Below are 17,008 nucleotides of genomic sequence, written 5' to 3' on the forward strand. Positions count from 1 at the left end.
CGGCGCCGGTCAGGCGGGCGTCGCGAGCCCCGCGAGCGCGGCCCGGTCGGCGACGACGGTCACGCGCGGGTGCCGCTGCAGGATCGACGCGGGCACCTGTTCCGTGACCGGTCCGGCGAGCGCGGCGGCGAGCGCGTCGGCCTTGCGCGCGCCCGAGGCGACGAGCAGGATCCGCCCGGCCGACATGATCGTCGCGATCCCCTGCGTGATGGCGTGGGTCGGCACGCGCGCGGGATCCCCGCCGAAGTACCGCGCGTTGTCGCGCCGGGTCCCCTCCGCGAGGCGCACCACGCGGCTGACCCCGTCGAACGGCGAACCCGGCTCGTTGAAGCCGAGGTGCCCGTTGGCGCCGATGCCCACGATCTGCAGGCCCGCGCCGCCGAGCCGCCGGATCCGCCGCTCGTGCTCGGCCGCCGCGTCGCGCGGGTCGGCGGCGGTGCCGTCGGGCACGACCACGCGCGCGTCGGGCACGCCGAGCGGCTCGGCGATGCGCGCCCGCACGAACGCGAGGTACGACTGCGGGTGCCCGGCCGGCAGCCCCACGTACTCGTCGAGCGCCACGAGCGAGAGCCCGTCGGTGACGAGGCCCCGGTCCCGGTGCCGCCGGACGAGCTCCGCGTAGAGCGGCTCGGGGCTGGATCCGGTCGCGACGCCGAGCACGCCCGCCGGGTCTCCCCCGAGGAACGCCTGCACCACGTCGGCCGCGGCGACCCCGAGGGCCGCCGCGTCGTCCACGGCCGTGATCCGGGGCGCGCGCGTCGACGCGGCCGTCACTTCAGCGCGCCCTTCGCGATGTCGCCGATGAACTGCTTCGCGCCGATGAGGAACACGACGATGAGCGGGATCACCGCGAGCAGCGCGCCCGCCATGACCATGCCGTAGTCCTTGCCGTGGGCGCTGTTCAGCTGGCTCATCGCCACCTGCAGCGTCAGCGTGCCCGGGTCGTTGAGCACGATGAGCGGCCAGAGGTAGTCGTTCCACGCGGCGATGAAGGTGAAGATCCCGAGGAACCCGAGGCCCGGCCGGATGAGCGGCAGGCACACCGTGAGGTACTGCCGGAAGAACCCGGCGCCGTCGATGCGGGCCGCGTCGATGAGCTCGTCCGGCACGCTCGAGACGATGAACTGCCGGAGCCAGAAGATGCCGAACGCGTTCGCCGCCGCCGGCACGATGAGCGCCTGCAGCTGGCCGACCCAGCCGAGGTTGATCATCGTGACGAACTGGGGGATCACCGACAGCTGCGCGGGCAGCATGAACGTCACGAGCAACAGGGCGAACAGCGCCCGCCGACCCGGGAACTCGTACTTCGCGAACGTGAACGCCGCGATCGAGTCGAAGAACAGCACGAGGACCGTCACGGAGACCGCGACGATCACGGTGTTCATGAGCGATCCGCCGAAGTCGATCGTGCGGAACACGGCCTGGATGTTGTCCCACAGGTGCGGCCCCGGCACGAGCACGGGCGGCGACTTGTAGATGTCGCTCGTGGTGTTGCTCGCCATCACGACGAGCCAGTACAGCGGGAACAGGCTCACGATGGATCCCGCGAAGAGGATCCCGTGCAGGATCACCCGGCCGGGCGGCAGCTGCCGACGGCCCGCGGGCCGTCCGGTGCGCTCCTCGCCGGACCGCGGGCGACCGGAGGCCTGGTCGGCGATCCGGGCCGCGGCGGATCCCGCGGCGTGGACGGTCGTGCTCATGCGCGCTGCCCCTTCCTCCGGCCGGGCGCCCGCACGGGCCTCTCCTTCTTCTCCGCGCCCAGGCGGAAGCTGATGATGGAGAAGATCACCACGAGCAGGAACACGCCCCACGCGATGGCGGCGCCGTAGCCGAAGCGGTTGTAGTTGAAGGCCTGCTGGTAGAAGTACAGGACGGTCGTGAGGCCGGCCTGGCCCGCGCCGCCCGAGTTCGGGTTGGTCGTGCTGGAGGAGGCCGTGAGCACCTGCGCCTCGGTGAAGCTCTGCAGGCCCGTGATGGTCGAGACCACGAGCACGAAGAGGATCGTGGGGCGCAGCAGCGGCAGCGTCACCGACCAGAAGGTGCGGATCGCGCCGGCGCCGTCGAGCTTGGCGGCCTCGTAGACCTCGGTGCCGATGGCCTGCATGCCCGCGAGGAAGATGATCGCGTTGTAGCCGGTCCACTGGTACGTGATGAGGATCGCGATCGTCACCTGGATGGCCCACGGCGTCGAGAGCCATGCCACCCCGTCGAGGCCGATCGCGCGGAGGCCCGCGTTCACGAGGCCGAAGCTGTCGCCGAAGATGGATCCGAACAGCACCGCCATCGCGACCACGCTCGTGACGTTCGGCACGAAGTAGCTGATCTTGTAGAAGGTGCTGAGCCGCTTCGCCGAGTTGAGCATGGCCGCGACGACCACGGCGATCGCCATCATCGGGAACGTCGACAGCGCGAAGATGACGAGCGTGTTCCTGATCGACAGCCAGAACGTGCCGTCGGCCGCGAGGGCCTGGAAGTTCGCCAGCCCCACCCACTTCGCCGTGCCGAGCCCGTTCCAGTCCTGGAACGAGAGCACGAGCGAGTACAGCGCCGGGAACAGGCCGAAGATCGCGAACAGCACGAAGAACGGCGCGATGGCGACGTAGTACGGCCACGTGCGGCGGATCCCCCGCGTGCCCACGCCCGCCCGGGAGGGCGCGGGCGGGCGCCCTCCCGGGCGGACGGCGACGGGGATCACTGCTTCGCGGTCTTCAGGGCGGCCTCGCCGGCGGCGACGGCGTCGGTCCAGGCCTGGGCGGGGTCCTTGCCGAGCGACGTCACGTTCTGCAGCTCGGTGACGAACGCGGCCTGCACCTGGCTGTCGTAGGGGCTCGTGTAGGCGGTCGGCATCTTCGCGGCGGCGTCGGCGAAGATCCCGACGGTCGACTGGCCGCCGAAGAAGTCGTCGCCCTCCTGCAGCTCCGGGGAGTCGTAGGCGGCGGTGGCCGACGGGAAGATGCCCTTGTCGGCGTAGGCGGTGACCTGGTTGTCCTCGCTCAGCACGTCCTTGATCACCGCGAACGCCGCCTGCGGGTCCTTGGTGCCGGCCGGGATGGAGAGGAACGAGCCGCCGATGTTGGCCGGGCCGCCGGGCATGGGCGCCACGCGCCAGTCGCCGGAGGTGTCGGCGGTCGCGCTCTTGAGGTCGGCCTGGTACCAGGAGGCGCCGAGGAGCGCGGGGAGGGATCCGTTGGTGATGGCAGAGGCCCAGTCCGGGCTGCCGTCGGTGACGTTCGCGGTGAGGCCGTCCTGGTACGCGAGCACGGCGCGGTCCCACGCGGCCTTGACGGTGGAGCTGTCGCCGGTGAAGTTCCCGTCCTCGTCGACGAAGCGGGTGGTGCCCTGGCCGAGCGACTTGGTGAAGACGTCGGACGCGTCCACGAAGATCGACCCGCCGGTGGCCGCCTTGAGCTTCTTCCCGAACGCGAAGTAGTCGTCCCACGTGGCGGTCGCGGCGGCGACGTCGGCGGGCTCGCTCGGCAGGCCGGCCTTCTGGAAGACGTCCGCCCGGTAGTAGAGGGCGGTGGGGCCGATGTCGATGGGGAGGCCGATGAGCTGGCCGTCCTTCGTGGTCGCCTCCTTCAGCTTCCACGCCGGGTACTGGTCGGTGACGTCCTTCGCGCCCAGGTCGTCCAGGTTCTCGAAGAGCCCGTCCTCGCTGAGGAAGTAGGGCATGTCCTCGCCCTTGACGCCCGTGACGGACGGCAGGCCCGAGCGGCCGGTGAAGGTGGTGACGAGCTTCTGCTTGAAGTCGCCGCCGATGGTGGAGACGTTGAGCGTCGTGCCCGGGACCTCGTCCGGCACCTTGTCGAGCACCGTCTGGCTGAGGCCGTCCGGCCAGATCCACAGGTCGAGCTGGCCGCCCGCCGAGGATCCCGACGATGACGAGCAGGAGGCGAGGGCCGGCGCGAGGAGCGCGAGGGTCGCGACGCCGACGACGATGCGCCGGGCGCGGGAGCGGCGGGTGGGGAGGAGGGACATGGTGGTTCTCGATTCGGTGGAGGACGGGCGGGTCGGGAGCGGGGAGGTCGGGTCGGGCGCTGCGCGGGAGGCGCGGCCCGGGTCAGGCGAGGAGGCGGGCGCCGTCGGGATGGTCGATGGCGTCGGCGAGGTAGTCGTAGCGGCCGGGCTCGGCGGCCTCGGGGTGCGCGCGCAGCCAGGGGACGAGCTCGTCGAGCCGCGGGGCGCCGGACGCGCCGCCGGGGCGCGTGACCGTGATCCCCGCGACGAGGCAGGCGAAGTCGACGCGCTGGGTGAGCGTCCACGGCGCCCGGGCGGAGGCGGCGAGCGACGCGCCGAACACGTCGCCCGCGCCGGTCGCGTCGATGGCGCGCACCGCGAGCGGCGGCCGCACGACCTCCTCGCCGCGGGCCGCGTCGACGGCGACGACGCCGCGGGATCCGGACGTCACGACGCTGAGCGGCACCCGGGCGGCGAGCGCCCGGGCGGCCTGCACGGCCGAGTCCGTGCCCGTGTAGGCGGAGGCCTCGAGCTCGTTGGGGAGGAAGGCGTGGCACTCGTCGAGCTGGTCGAGGATCGCGGGATCCCAGCGCTCGGACGGGTCCCAGCCGACGTCCGCGTAGACGTCGGTGCCCGCGGCGGCCGCGCGGCCGATCCATGCGCTGCGGTGCGGATCCAGGTGCACGAGCGCCGCGGCGGCCGCGGGCACGTCGCCCGGGACGAGCGCGTCGGAGCCGAGCGGGCAGGGCACGCCGCCCGTGACGAGCGCGCGGTCGTCGTCGTAGCCGAGGGACGCCGTGACGGGCAGCGCCCAGTCGTCGAGGGTCACGAGGCGGTCGAGCGACACGCCCTCGGCGGCGAGCGCGGCGCGCACCAGGAGGGAGAACGGATCCGTGCCCACGGCCGCGGCGATGGCGGTCGGCACCCCGAGGCGCGCGCCGGCGACCGCGAAGTTCGCGATGCCGCCCGGGCCGTGCCCGAAGGACGACGTCCAGATCTCGTGGCCCGGCCGCGGTCCGCCCGGCAGCTCGCCGAACACGACGTCCGCGAAGAGCTGACCCACGACGAGCAGCCCGGCGGGGACCTGCTCGGGGTGCGCGGCTGCGGGCACGGGGACCTCATTCCTTCGGGTGGGCGCCGCGCCGACGGGTGGCGAGCGGTGCGGGTCCGCCGACGGCGACGCTGCCGGCGGGACGAGGTCGACGGGTGCCGTCGACCGGTAGTGACGTTTCTAGCCCATGTGAGCACATGGATGGAAGAGCTTGTTCATTACGAGATTGTTCCTGACTGATCCTGCGCGCTAATGTTCACATCATGAGAGACGCCCGAGAGTTCGTGATCCTCGACCGGTTGCGCGCCACCCGCAGCGCCACGGTCGCCGAGCTCGCCGAGGCCGCCGGCACGAGCGACGCGACCATCCGCCGCGACCTGGCCCGCCTCGACGAGCAGGGCGCGCTCCGGCGCACGCACGGCGGTGCCGTGCTGGTCGAGGTCGACGCGCCCTTCGCCGAGGTCGAGCAGGTCAACCGCGAGGCCAAGGAGCGCATCGCCCGCGCCGCGGCGGCGCAGATCCAGGACGGCCAGTCGGTCGTGCTCGACATCGGCACGACCACGCTGCACCTCGCGGAGCAGCTGCGCGGCCGGGCCGTCACGTTGATCACCGCGAACGTGGCCGCGTTCGACGTGCTGCGAGACGACCGGGCGGTGCGGCTCATCCTGCTGCCGGGCGACTGGGATCCGGTCTACCGCTCGGTGTCCGGCCCGCTCACGGCCGAGAGCCTGCGGATGCTGCACGCCGACCACGCGTTCGTGGGCGTGAGCGGCATCGCCGACAACGGCGACCTGCGCGACACGACGATGGCCCAGGTGCCCATCAAGCGCGCGATGGCCGAGATGAGCGACCGGGTCACGGTGCTCGCCGACTCCTCCAAGTTCCCGGGCACCGGCGCCGGCCGTGTCGCCCCCACCGCGTCGCTGACGCAGCTGATCACCGAGGCCGCCCCGCACGAGCGGGTGTCGCAGTGCCTCGCGGACAAGGGAGTGTCGGTGACCGTCGCATGAGGCTCACGATCCTGGGCGGGGGCGGCTTCCGCGTCCCGCTCGTCTACTCGGCGCTGCTGCGCGACCACGAGGCCGGCCGCGTCGACCACGTGGCCCTCTACGACACCGACGAGGTGCGCCTGACGGCCGTCGCGCGCGTGCTCGCCGAGCAGGCCGCCGCGTACGCCGACGCCCCGGTGATCACGCTGCACACCGACCTCGACGAGGCGCTCGCGGGCGCCGCCTTCGTGTTCTCGGCGATCCGCGTGGGCGGCATGGCCGGGCGCTCGTGCGACGAGCGGCTCGGCATGGCGCACGGCGTCATCGGCCAGGAGACCGTCGGCTACGGCGGCATCTCCTACGCGCTGCGCACGCTGCCGGTCGTCATGGACCTGGCCGAGCGGATCCGCGTACAGGCCCCCGACGCCTGGGTCATCAACTTCACGAACCCCGCCGGCGTCGTGACCGAGGCCATGTCGCGCGTCCTCGGCGACCGCGTCATCGGGATCTGCGACTCCCCCATCGGCCTCGCCCGCCGCGTGCTCGGCGCGCTCGGGGTCGTGGGCGACGACGTCGTCATCGACTACGCGGGGCTCAACCACCTCGGCTGGCTGCGCGGCCTCCGCGTCGACGGCCGCGACGTGCTGCCGGACCTCATGGCCCGGCCCGACCTCATCGGCACGTTCGAGGAGGGCCGGCTCTTCGGCGCCGAGTGGGTCACCGAGCTCGGCGCCGTGCCGAACGAGTACCTGCACTACTACTACTTCACGCGCGAGGTCCGGCACGCCGACCAGCTCGCCGCGCAGACCCGCGGCGCCTTCCTCGTGGAGCAGCAGGGCCGGTTCTACGAGCAGCTCGAGCACCGGCACGACGTGTCCGCGCTCGCGCTGTGGGAGCGCACGCGCCTGGACCGGGAGACCACCTACATGGCCACCAACCGGCAGTCGGCCGGCATGGGCGACCGCGACGAGGACGACCTCGTCTCGGGCGGCTACGAGGACGTCGCGATCGCGCTCATGCGCGGCATCGCGTACGACCAGAGCGCGCGGCTCATCCTCAACGTGCGGAACCGCGGCACGCTCGCGGCGCTCGACGCGGACGCCGTCGTCGAGGTGCCGTGCGTCGTCGACGCCTCGGGCGCGCATCCGGTCAAGGGCACCGAGCTGCCCGACTTCGGCGTGGGCCTCGTGACCAACGCGAAGTACGTGGAGCGGCAGACCATCGAGGCCGGCCTCGGCGGATCCCGCGCCGCTGCCGTCCGCGCGCTCGCGCACCACCCGCTCGTCGACTCCGTCACGGTCGCGCGCTCCCTGCTGGAGGACGCGATGCACGCGTTCCCGGCGCTCTCCTACCTCCGCTGACGCGCCGGCCGCACCCGCCGCGCCCACCCGACTGCCTGCATCCCCACCTCCCGAAGGACCCCCATGCACCAGAACCAGAAGCTCGTCCAGGAGCGGATCCTCCGCGCTCTCGATGAGCGGATCACCCCCGCCGTCTACTCCGCGAAGACGCCCGTGACCCTCCGCGCGTGGATGGCGCCCGACGAGCCCGTGCCCGTCGCCGAGGCCATGCGGCAGGAGTACGCGCCCTTCGCGCTCGGCGAGCCGTGGGGCCGCGCGTGGTCGACGTGGTGGTTCGAGGTCGCGGGCGAGGTACCCGCGGAGTGGGCCGGCCGCACGGTCGAGCTGCTCATCGACCCGGGCTTCATCGGCGACTGGCCCGGCAACCAGGCCGAGTGCCTCGTGCACACCATGGACGGCGTGCCGGTCAAGGGGATCCACCCGCGCAACACCTACGTGCGCCTCGCCGACGAGGCCACGGGCGGCGAGCAGGTGCGCTTCCTCGTCGAGGCGGCGGGCAACCCGGACATCCTCGTGAACGAGTTCGTGCCGACCCCGTACGGCGACAAGGCGACCGCGCCCGCCGAGCCCATCTACCGCTTCCGCCAGGCCGAGCTCGCCGTGTTCGAGCCCGAGGTGTGGGCGCTGCGCTTCGACGTCGAGGTGCTGTACCAGCTGCTGATGGAGCTGCCCGAGGCCGAGCCGCGCCGCCACGAGGTGCTGCGCGCGATCGAGCGCGCGCTCGACGTGCTCGCGATGGACGACATCGTCGGCACCGCGGCCGCCGCCCGCGCCGAGCTCGCCGACGTGCTCTCCCGCCCCGCCGTGCCGAGCGCGCACACCCTGAGCGGCGTCGGCCACGCCCACATCGACAGCGCCTGGCTCTGGCCCATCCGCGAGACGAAGCGCAAGACCGCGCGCACCTTCTCGAACGTGCTGCGGCTCGCCGAGCAGTACCCCGACTTCCGCTTCGCGTGCTCGCAGGCGCAGCAGTACGTCTGGGTGAAGGAGAACTACCCGACGGTGTTCGAGGGCATCAAGCAGGCCATCGCGGACGGCACCTGGTACCCGGTCGGATCCATGTGGATCGAGCCCGACGGCAACCTGCCGGGCGGCGAGGCGATGATCCGCCAGCTCACCCACGGCATGCGCTTCTTCCAGGAGGAGCTCGGCGTCGAGACCCACGGCGTGTGGCTGCCCGACTCGTTCGGCTACACGGCGTCGTTCCCGCAGATCGCGAAGCTCGCCGGCCTCGACTGGTTCCTCACGCAGAAGCTGTCCTGGAACCAGACGAACACGTTCCCGCACCACACCTTCTTCTGGGAGGGGATCGACGGGTCGCGGATCTTCACGCACTTCCCGCCCATCGACACCTACAACTCCACGCTCGAGGCCGAGGAGACGCACCACGCCGTGCGCCAGTTCCGCGAGAAGGGCAGGGCGACCATGTCGCTCGCGCCCTTCGGCTACGGCGACGGCGGCGGCGGTCCCACGCGCGACATGATGGAGCGCCAGCGCCGCACGGCCGACCTCGAGGGGTCGCCGAAGGTCGTCGTCGAGCACCCGGACGAGTTCTTCCGCAAGGCCGAGGCCGAGTACCCGGACGCGCCCGTGTGGGTCGGCGAGCTGTACCTCGAGCTGCACCGCGGCACGTTCACGTCGCACGCCCGCGAGAAGCGCGGCAACCGCCAGGCCGAGCACCGCCTCCGCGAGGCCGAGCTGTGGTGGACCATCGCGGCCGTCCGCACGGGTGCCGACTACCCGTACGAGGCGCTCGACCGGCTCTGGAAGCAGACGCTGCTGCAGCAGTTCCACGACATCCTCCCCGGCTCGTCCATCACGTGGGTGCACCGGGAGAACGAGGAGGACTACGCGCGCAGCCTCGCCGAGCTCGACGCGCTCGTGGCCGACGCCATCGCGCGCGTCACCGCGCAGGCGGTCGCGGACGGCGAGGGCGACGGATCCGGCGCGTTCGCGGTGAACTCGACCGGCCACGCGCGCACCGCGCTCGTGGAGGCGCCCGACGGATCCGCGCTCGCGCTCGTCGCGGTGCCCGGCAGCGGCATCGCGCCGCTCGTCGCGGTGGAGCCCGTCGCGCCCGTCGTCACGACGCGCGCCGACGGGGGCACCGTCCTCGACAACGGCCTGCTGCGCGTCACGCTCGACGCGCGCGGCCTGATCACCTCGATCGTCGACCTGCGTCACGCCGACCGCGAGCTCGTGCCCGCCGGCCGCGCCGCGAACCTGCTCCAGCTGCACGAGGACATCCCCACCGCGTGGGACGCCTGGGACGTCGACGCGCACTACCGCGCGAGCCGCACCGACCTCGTCGACGCGGCCTCGGTCGAGCTCGTCGAGGACTCGGAGCTGCGAGCGACCGTCGAGGTGGTCCGCCAGTTCGGGCGCTCGCGCATCGTGCAGCGGGTGTCGCTGCACGCCGACGACGCCCGGATCCACGCCACGGCCGACCTCGACTGGCTCGAGGACGAGAAGCTCCTCAAGGTGACCTTCCCGCTCACGATCCACGCGCAGCACCACAGCGCGGAGATCCAGTTCGGGCACGTCCGCCGCCCCACGCACACGAACACGTCGTGGGACGAGGCGCGCTTCGAGGTCATGGCGCACCGCTTCGTGCACGTGGAGGAGCCCGGCTACGGCGTGGCCCTCACCAACGCGCAGAGCTACGGCCACGACATCACGCGCTCGGTCGGCGCGACGGGCGAGGTCGAGACCGAGCTGCGGATCAGCCTGGTCCGGGCGGCGCGCTCCCCCGACCCCGTGCAGGACATCGGCCACCACCGCTTCGAGTACGCGCTCGTCCCGGGCGTGGGCATCGAGGGCGCGGTGGACGCGGGGCTCGAGCAGAACCTCCCCGTGCGCGTCGTGCGGCCGGGCACGGCGACGGACGCGTCGGCCGCGGTCGCGGCGCCGTCCGCCGTGGGATCCGCGCCCGCGTCCGACGCGGCCGTCCCGTCCTCGCTGCCCACCGCGGCGGGCCTCGTCTCGGTGCACGGCGGCACCGTGCGGATCGAGGCGCTCAAGCTCGCCGACGACGGCTCGGGCGACGTGATCGTGCGGCTCTACGAGTCCACGGGCGCGCGCGCCGCGACCCGGCTCGAGGCGCACCTCGCCGCCGACCGCTTCACCGAGGTGGACGTGCTCGAGCGCCCGCTCGGGGAGGGCTTCCCGCGGTCGATCGCGTTCGAGCCCGAGGCCGACGGCCGCGGCGTGCGGCTCGTGCTGCGGGCGTTCCAGGTGATCACGCTGCGGATCCACCGGGCCTGACCCCGAACGGCGCACGACGACGAGGGCGCGACCCGGCCGGTGCCGGGTCGCGCCCTCGTCGTCGTGGCGGCGCCGCTAGTTGAGGGGCTTGCCGCCCGTCGTCAGCGGCTCGGCCGAGCTGCGGACGAGCGCGAGGACGAGGCCCGTGATGCCGATGCCGAAGAAGAGGAAGTCGTCGACGATCGTGAAGCCGGTGGGCGCGATGCCGCCGAGCCGGGGATCCAGGACGCTCAGCGCGCCCAGGAGCAGGTACAGCCCGCCGGACGCCGCGAGCGTGACGCGGATCGCGCCGGGGCCGAGCTGCCGGGTGCCGGCGACGAGCAGCGCGATCGCGCTCAGCAGGCAGAGGACGTCGACGGGGAAGTCGACGTTGAGGACGCCGAGCATGTGCGACCCCTCGATGAAGAGCCCCACGAACCCGTGGCCGCCGAGCACCGCCGCGACCATGACCATCCACGCCTTGCCCACGGCAACCGTCCCCTCGTCGTCGGGCCCGTCGGACGACGGGCACCGCGACCAGCCAACCGGACCGCGGGAGGGACGCCAAGGGCGCGCGGCGCGACTCCCAGGATCCTCGACGGAGCCCGCCGGCGGGAGGCGATGTCGCGATCCTGGGCATCCGCCAGCGGCCGACACACTGCTCGATCCCGGGCGTAGCGTCCAGCTCACAGACAGCGATCGCCCGCGGGCGGTCTCGGACGACCCGGGAGAAGCACCATGTCAGAACGCAACACCGTCATCAGGAGCATGCACGACCTCGGCCTCGCGGCCTGGTTCGGCGGATCCCTCATGGGCGCCGTCGGCCTCAACGGCGCGGCGGCGAAGGCGAAGCAGCCGCAGGAGCGCCTGCGCCTGTCGTCCATCGGCTGGGCTCGCTGGGCGCCCGTGCAACTCGCCGCCCTCGGCGCGCACGCCATCGGCGGCCTCGGCCTGATCTACGCGAACAAGGGACGCCTCGCGGCCCAGGGCGAGGCCCGCACCAACACGAACGTGAAGGCCGTGCTGACCATCGTCGCCGCCGGCACCACGCTCTACTCCGCGCTCGTCGGCACGCGCATGGCGAAGCACGCCGACGAGGGCGCCGCGGGCACCACCGAGCCCGGCGCCGGCAGCTCGGACGAGCTGGCCAGCGCCCAGAAGCAGCAGAAGGCGCTGCAGTGGGCGATCCCCGCGCTCACCGCGGTGCTCGTGATCCTCGCCGCCCAGCAGGGCGAGCAGCAGCGCCCGGTCGCGGGCTGGATCGACCGCTTCAAGAGCTAGTCGAGACGCGTCACGACGGCGGGGTGCCTCCGGGCGCCCCGCCGTCGTGGTGTCCGGCGTCAGCGCCCGCCGCGGTCGGCGAAGCGCGGCCCGATCACCTCGACGCCGGGTTCGGGGAGCAGAGCGCCCCCGGCGAAGGCGCGGCCGAGCCGCCCGGGGATCGGCAGCGGCACCGGTCGCGCGCCGGGATCCTCGAGCGCGCGCGTCATCTCCCACAGCGTCGTGACCTCGGGCCCCGCCACCTCCACGACCGGCCCCGGCCGCGCGCCCAGCGCGACGTCGGCCACGACCCCGGCCACCGCGTCGAGCGCGACCGGCTGGATCCGCATGCCGGGCACCAGCGCCACCGGCCCGAACCGCATGCGCGCGAGGTTCTGCCGCGCGAACTCGTGCCACTGCGTCGAGCGGACGATCGCGAGGTCCGCGCCCGTCGCCCGCGCCGCCGCCTCCTGCGCCGTCTTCCCGGCGAAGTAGCCGTAGCCCTGCACCTCGGGGAGCGTGCAGCCGACGATCGAGAGCAGCACGTGCCGGGCGCCCGACTGCCGCGCGGCGCCGCCGACGGCCCGGGTCGAACCCTCGAAGAACCGCGTCGCGCGACGCGCGCTCGTCGTGAAGAGGCCCGTGGCCTCGACGACCGCGTCGACGCCGACGAGCGCCTGGCGCGGATCGTCGCGGAGCACGTCGAACCCCGTCGCGCGCGAGAGCAGCCGCGCCTCGCCGCCCCGCTCCTCCACCGCTCGGGCGATCGCCGCCCCCGAGATCCCGCCGCCGACCACTGCCACCCGCATGCCCGCTCCATCCTCTACGTATGTAGAGGACACTACGCTCGTCGGGGAGGCGATGGCGACATGGGACGACGCGAGGATCTCGCCGACGCGGGCGTCCGGCTGGTCGCGCGGAGCGGCATCCGCTCCCTCACCCACCGCGCGGTGGACGTCGAGGCCGGCGTGCCCGCGGGATCCACGACCTACTACGCGCGCGGCCGCCGCGAGCTCACCGCGCTCGTCGTGGCGCGGATCACGGAGCAGCTCGAGGAGGACCTGCGCGACCTCGCCGTGCCCGCAGTCCTCGACGACGCCGCCGCGGTGGCCGTGGCGCTCGCGATGCTCGACCGGCTGGCCGCGCGGGCCGACGCGCAGGCGGTGCGGCTCGCGCTCCTGTCCGAGCTGCGCGACGATCCGGACCTCCGCGCCCCGCTCACCTCCGCCGCGCCCGTGCGCGCGGCGCTGGTCGACACGGCGACGGGGATCCTGACGGCGATCGGCGTCGACGATCCCGGGGCGCACGGCGTGGACCTCGTGGGCCTCGTCGACGCCCTCCTGCTTTACCGTGCGGCCGACGCGGCGCCGCTCGACGCGCCGCGCGTGCTCGGCGCCTACGTCGCGGGCCTGCCGCGCCGCTGATCCCGTGGGCCGCGGCCCTCAGAAGGCGTAGCGGATGCGGCAGTACGGCATGACGCGGCGGACCAGCGCCGTGAACTCGGCCACCGCGTCGCCCTTGAGGCCCCGGCGGTAGCGGACGTTGATCGCGCCGTTCTCGGAGACCTTGCGCTCCTGCATGCCCGGCCGCCAGATGAGCTCCTCGGCCTTCGGGTGCCAGCCCATGTTGATCTCGTGCAGCTGCTCGTTGTGCGTGAGCATGATGACCTCGGCGGCGAGCTGCGCCTTCGTGGCGGGCGCCAGGGTGTCGTCCAGCGTGCGCAGCAGCTGCTCCCACTCCGCGCGCCAGCCCGGCGTGAGGATGACGGGCGAGAAGTTGAGGTGCACCTCGTAGCCGGCCTCGACGAAGTCGTCGATGGCGGCGATGCGCTCCGGGATGGGCGACGTGCGGATGTCGGTGACGCGCGCGATGGCCTCCGGCATGAGCGAGAAGCGCACGCGCGTGCGGCCCATCGGATCCCACTCGAGCATGTCGCGGTTGACGTGCTTGGTGGCGAACGACGCCTTGGCCGTGGGCGACATGCGGAACAGGTCGACCAGGTCGCGTACGTTCGGGCTCACGCGCGCGTCGGCGGAGCAGTCGCTGTTCTCGCCGATGTCGTAGACCCACGCCTCCGGGTCGCACTGGTTCGGCTCGGCCTTGGGCCCCTGCTTGGCGATGTGCCGAGCGACGTGGCGCTGGATCTGCTCGATGTTCGCGAACACGGTGATGGGGTTGCTGTACCCCTTGCGCCGCGGCACGTAGCAGTACGCGCACGCCATGGCGCAGCCGTTCGCGGTGGACGGCGCGATGAAGTCGGCCGAGCGCCCGTTGGGCCGCGTGACGAGCGACTTCTTGACGCCCACGACGAGCGCCTCCGTCTTGATGCGCACCCAGCGCGCGACATTCGCCTCGTCGCCGTGGACCTCCGGGATGGCCCAGTGCGAGGCCACCTCGACGATGGTCGCGTCGGGCCAGGCGCCCACGATCTCCTGGCCGCGCGGCAGCTCCAGGGCCGCCGGCTCCGCGTAGATGCGCGTGATGTCGAGCAGGGCGCGTCGCGGCCGCGGATCGGCGACGGTGTCGGGTGCGGTCACGGATCCTTCCTATCGGCCACCGCCGACATCCCCGCCCGGCGACCCCCGGACGCGGGGCCGGGGCCGCATCCCCGTAGCCCGTCTGCGAATCCCCGCACCGCAGCGGGGGCGCTGCCCTTGTGTCCGTGGGTACGCGAGTGGATCGTGGGCGAAGCGGATGCTCATGGATGAGCCATGCCCACCGCCGAGACCTCCGGAGCGTCACATGTTCGACAGGAAGTTCATCACCCAGGCCATCGACAGGAGCGCGCAGTCGCCGCTCGACCGTCGCCGCTTCTTCAGCGCGGCCGGCGTCGCCGGCCTCGGTGTCGGCGCCGCCGCGCTCATCCCCGCGACGGGCGCCCAGGCCGCCGACGCGCAGGCCGAGGCCGACGCGGGCGCCGTCACCGACGCCGCCGTCCTCAACTTCGCCCTCAACCTCGAGTACCTCGAGGCCGAGTTCTACCTCCGCGCCGTCACCGGCAACGGACTCGTCCCGAACGACATCTCGGGCGTCGGGACGCCCGGCAACGTCAAGGGCGGCCGCGCGGTCCAGTTCAAGGACTACGCGATCCGCCAGTACGCGTACGAGATCGCCCAGGACGAGAAGGCGCACGTCAAGTTCCTCCGCGCCGCGCTCGGATCGGCGAAGGTCGCGCGTCCCGCGATCGACCTCGACGCGGCCTTCACGGCGGCGGCCACGGCGGCCGGCCTGATCCAGCCCGGCGGCACGTTCGACGCGTTCGCCAACCAGGAGAACTTCCTGCTGGCCGCGTTCATCTTCGAGGACGTGGGAGTCACGGCGTACAAGGGCGCCGCGCCCCTCATCACCAACAAGACGTACCTCGAGGCGGCCGCCGGCATCCTCGCGGTCGAGGCGTACCACGCGGGCATCATCCGCACGAACCTGTTCGCCCGCGGCCTCGCCGAGCCCGCCAACGCGATCTCGAACGCGCGCGACTCGCTCGACGGCCCCACGGACCTCGACCAGGGCGTCACGGTCTCCGGCGGCGCGAACCTCGTGCCCACGGACGCCAACGCCATCGCCTTCAGCCGCACGCCCGGCCAGGTCCTCAACATCGTGTACCTGAACAACAAGGCCGTCACCAGCGGCGGCTTCTACCCGAACGGCGTCAACGGATCGGTGAACACCAGCGCCGCCAACTAGCGGCACCGTGCGGGCCGGGACGCCGAGCAGGTGTCCCGGCCCGCCGTCCGGCGGCGTCGCGGCCGCACGGACGCGATGGGCGCCCGAGCGTGACGAAACCGCCGCCGGGAACGTCCACTCCATGACACGCGATCGGATCCCGGTCGCGCAGGACGGAGGATCCATGAGCACCGCTTCCGCGCCCGACGGGCGCCACCGCGAGTCGTCTCCCCTGCACGCGCTCCCCGCGCTCGACCCCGAGCGGGCCGGCGGCGTCGGCCTGTCGGGTACCACCCGCTCGGCGCCTGCCGCCCGACCGCACGACGCCGACGCGACCGTCGACACCATCGCGCCCCACGAGGGCGGCGCGCGGCCGGACGAGCGGGACGCGGATCTCGCGGACTGGGCCGCGGAGTCCCCGACCCCCGCGCTCCGCCGCGGCCACATGGCCGGCACCGACCTCGACGAGGCCGTCGCGCGCTACACCGCCCTCTACCCGGGCACCGACTTCCGCGCCGAGAGGGGGCCGGGCGACTTCGCGTACCGGTACTCGTTCGTCGGCGACGAGAACGTGACGCTCCGCTCCTCGGTCTTCCCCGCCGAGCACTGGGGCCGGCTGCCCGTGCTGCCCGACTACGTCGTCGCCTGGTGGCGCGAGGGATCCGGCGCGGTCGACATCGGCTCGCACGAGGTGCGCTCGAGCGGCACCCGCCCCTTCCTCCTGCCCTCCGGCCGGTCCTTCAGCTTCCGCTCCGGGCCCGCCGTGCAGAACCTCGTGCACATCGACGCGACCTTCCTCGAGGAGACCGCCGCGGAGCTGCACGAGGGCCGCTCGCGCCCCCTCGTCTTCGACCACGCGCGCGCGCCGTCGGCCGAGCAGACCTCCGCGTGGCGGCACGCCGTCGGCGAGGCGAGCCCCGTGCTGCAGGACGCCGCGTCGAGCCCGCTGCTGCGGATGCAGGCCGGCCTCCTGGTCGCCCGCGCCACGCTCCAGCTGTTCCCGTGGCACGACGTGCCGTTCAGCGCGGAGATGCGGGCGCCGCGCATGAGCGCCGTCCGGGCCGCCATCGAGTACCTGCACCACCACGCCGACCGACCCATCACGCCGGCCGACGCGGCCCGGGCAGCGGGGATCAGCACGCGCGTGCTCCAGCTCGCCGTGCGGCGCCACGAGGACACGACCCCGAGCGCGCTGCTCCGAGGGATCCGGCTCGACCGCGTGCGCGCCGAGCTGCGCGACGCGTCGCCCACCACGACCACCGTCCGGGCGGTCGCCGAGCAGTGGGGCTTCGGCCACCTCGGCCGGTTCGCCGCCTCCTACGCGGAGCGCTTCGGCGAGCTGCCGAGCGCGACGCTCCGCGGCTGACGGGCGTCGGGCGCTATCCGCTCCCGCCCCCGGCCGTGTCCGGCAGGCGAAGCGGCGTCCACCTTCCCTGGGAGTCGCCTGAACCGCGTGCCGAACCACCCGGTCCATGCGTCTGAAT

Annotated in this window: 15 protein-coding genes; 7 read left to right on the top strand and 8 right to left on the bottom strand. The window is 73.2% G+C overall.

The annotated features are described in order from the left end of the window. Nucleotides 1-9: 9 nt before the first annotated feature. The 5 genes from FGI33_RS11645 to FGI33_RS11665 all read right to left on the bottom strand — a co-directional run bounded on the left by FGI33_RS11645 (nt 10) and on the right by FGI33_RS11665 (nt 5,068). Nucleotides 10-774 carry a glucosamine-6-phosphate deaminase gene (locus FGI33_RS11645; protein ID WP_237581926.1) on the bottom strand — a complete coding sequence of 255 codons (765 nt, stop codon included), beginning with the start codon at nt 772-774 and terminating at the stop codon, nt 10-12. Beyond that, complete coding sequence (locus FGI33_RS11650; protein ID WP_119435175.1) at nt 771-1,700, bottom strand: carbohydrate ABC transporter permease; 930 nt, start codon at nt 1,698-1,700, stop codon at nt 771-773. Before FGI33_RS11650 ends, FGI33_RS11645 begins: the two co-directional genes overlap by 4 nt. Next, the gene (locus FGI33_RS11655; protein ID WP_119435174.1) at nt 1,697-2,695 is read right to left on the bottom strand and encodes a carbohydrate ABC transporter permease; all 999 of its coding nucleotides are present in this window, start codon (nt 2,693-2,695) and stop codon (nt 1,697-1,699) included. Before FGI33_RS11655 ends, FGI33_RS11650 begins: the two co-directional genes overlap by 4 nt. Next, nucleotides 2,692-3,978, bottom strand: coding sequence for an extracellular solute-binding protein (locus tag FGI33_RS11660; protein ID WP_119435173.1), 1,287 nt, complete (start codon nt 3,976-3,978; stop codon nt 2,692-2,694). The genes FGI33_RS11655 and FGI33_RS11660 overlap by 4 nt, the downstream gene beginning before the upstream one ends. An 82-nt stretch (nt 3,979-4,060) precedes the next feature. Further along, nucleotides 4,061-5,068, bottom strand: a complete 1,008-nt coding sequence (locus tag FGI33_RS11665; RefSeq protein WP_237581927.1) for a carbohydrate kinase family protein — start codon at nt 5,066-5,068, stop codon at nt 4,061-4,063. 203 nt (nt 5,069-5,271) lie between these two features. Here FGI33_RS11665 and FGI33_RS11670 point away from each other — a divergent pair, with 203 nt between their 5' ends. The 3 genes from FGI33_RS11670 (at nt 5,272) to FGI33_RS11680 (ending at nt 10,622) form a co-directional block, all read left to right on the top strand. Next, nucleotides 5,272-6,018, top strand: a complete 747-nt coding sequence (locus FGI33_RS11670; protein WP_237581928.1) for a DeoR/GlpR family DNA-binding transcription regulator — start codon at nt 5,272-5,274, stop codon at nt 6,016-6,018. Continuing rightward, on the top strand, nt 6,015-7,358 hold the full coding sequence (locus tag FGI33_RS11675; protein ID WP_119434869.1) for a 6-phospho-beta-glucosidase: 1,344 nt from the start codon (nt 6,015-6,017) through the stop codon (nt 7,356-7,358). The genes FGI33_RS11670 and FGI33_RS11675 overlap by 4 nt, the downstream gene beginning before the upstream one ends. A 63-nt stretch (nt 7,359-7,421) precedes the next feature. Continuing rightward, nucleotides 7,422-10,622, top strand: a complete 3,201-nt coding sequence (locus FGI33_RS11680; protein ID WP_237581929.1) for an alpha-mannosidase — start codon at nt 7,422-7,424, stop codon at nt 10,620-10,622. Nucleotides 10,623-10,697: 75 nt separating this feature from the next. Here the strand turns inward: FGI33_RS11680 and FGI33_RS11685 are convergent, their stop codons facing one another. Next, the gene (locus FGI33_RS11685; protein ID WP_119435182.1) at nt 10,698-11,090 is read right to left on the bottom strand and encodes a hypothetical protein; all 393 of its coding nucleotides are present in this window, start codon (nt 11,088-11,090) and stop codon (nt 10,698-10,700) included. 249 nt (nt 11,091-11,339) lie between these two features. Here FGI33_RS11685 and FGI33_RS11690 point away from each other — a divergent pair, with 249 nt between their 5' ends. Next, nucleotides 11,340-11,882: a hypothetical protein gene (locus FGI33_RS11690; RefSeq protein WP_119435181.1), complete on the top strand. Its 543-nt coding sequence runs from the start codon at nt 11,340-11,342 to the stop codon at nt 11,880-11,882. Between the two features lie 59 nt (nt 11,883-11,941). Here the strand turns inward: FGI33_RS11690 and FGI33_RS11695 are convergent, their stop codons facing one another. Then, complete coding sequence (locus FGI33_RS11695; protein WP_119435180.1) at nt 11,942-12,670, bottom strand: SDR family oxidoreductase; 729 nt, start codon at nt 12,668-12,670, stop codon at nt 11,942-11,944. A gap of 60 nt (nt 12,671-12,730) precedes the next feature. Here FGI33_RS11695 and FGI33_RS11700 point away from each other — a divergent pair, with 60 nt between their 5' ends. Beyond that, nucleotides 12,731-13,285, top strand: coding sequence for a TetR/AcrR family transcriptional regulator (locus FGI33_RS11700; protein WP_194674900.1), 555 nt, complete (start codon nt 12,731-12,733; stop codon nt 13,283-13,285). Nucleotides 13,286-13,303: 18 nt separating this feature from the next. Here FGI33_RS11700 and FGI33_RS11705 read toward each other — a convergent pair whose 3' ends face one another. Next, nucleotides 13,304-14,398: a spore photoproduct lyase family protein gene (locus tag FGI33_RS11705; protein ID WP_182623374.1), complete on the bottom strand. Its 1,095-nt coding sequence runs from the start codon at nt 14,396-14,398 to the stop codon at nt 13,304-13,306. A gap of 205 nt (nt 14,399-14,603) precedes the next feature. Between FGI33_RS11705 and FGI33_RS11710 the strand changes: the two genes are divergently transcribed. Then, nucleotides 14,604-15,545, top strand: coding sequence for a ferritin-like domain-containing protein (locus tag FGI33_RS11710; protein ID WP_119456758.1), 942 nt, complete (start codon nt 14,604-14,606; stop codon nt 15,543-15,545). Nucleotides 15,546-15,708: 163 nt separating this feature from the next. After that, nucleotides 15,709-16,890, top strand: a complete 1,182-nt coding sequence (locus FGI33_RS11715) for a helix-turn-helix transcriptional regulator (RefSeq protein WP_119434879.1) — start codon at nt 15,709-15,711, stop codon at nt 16,888-16,890. Nucleotides 16,891-17,008: the final 118 nt, after the last annotated feature.

This window comes from Clavibacter phaseoli (assembly GCF_021922925.1).
GTDB classification, from domain to species: Bacteria; Actinomycetota; Actinomycetes; order Actinomycetales; family Microbacteriaceae; genus Clavibacter; species Clavibacter phaseoli.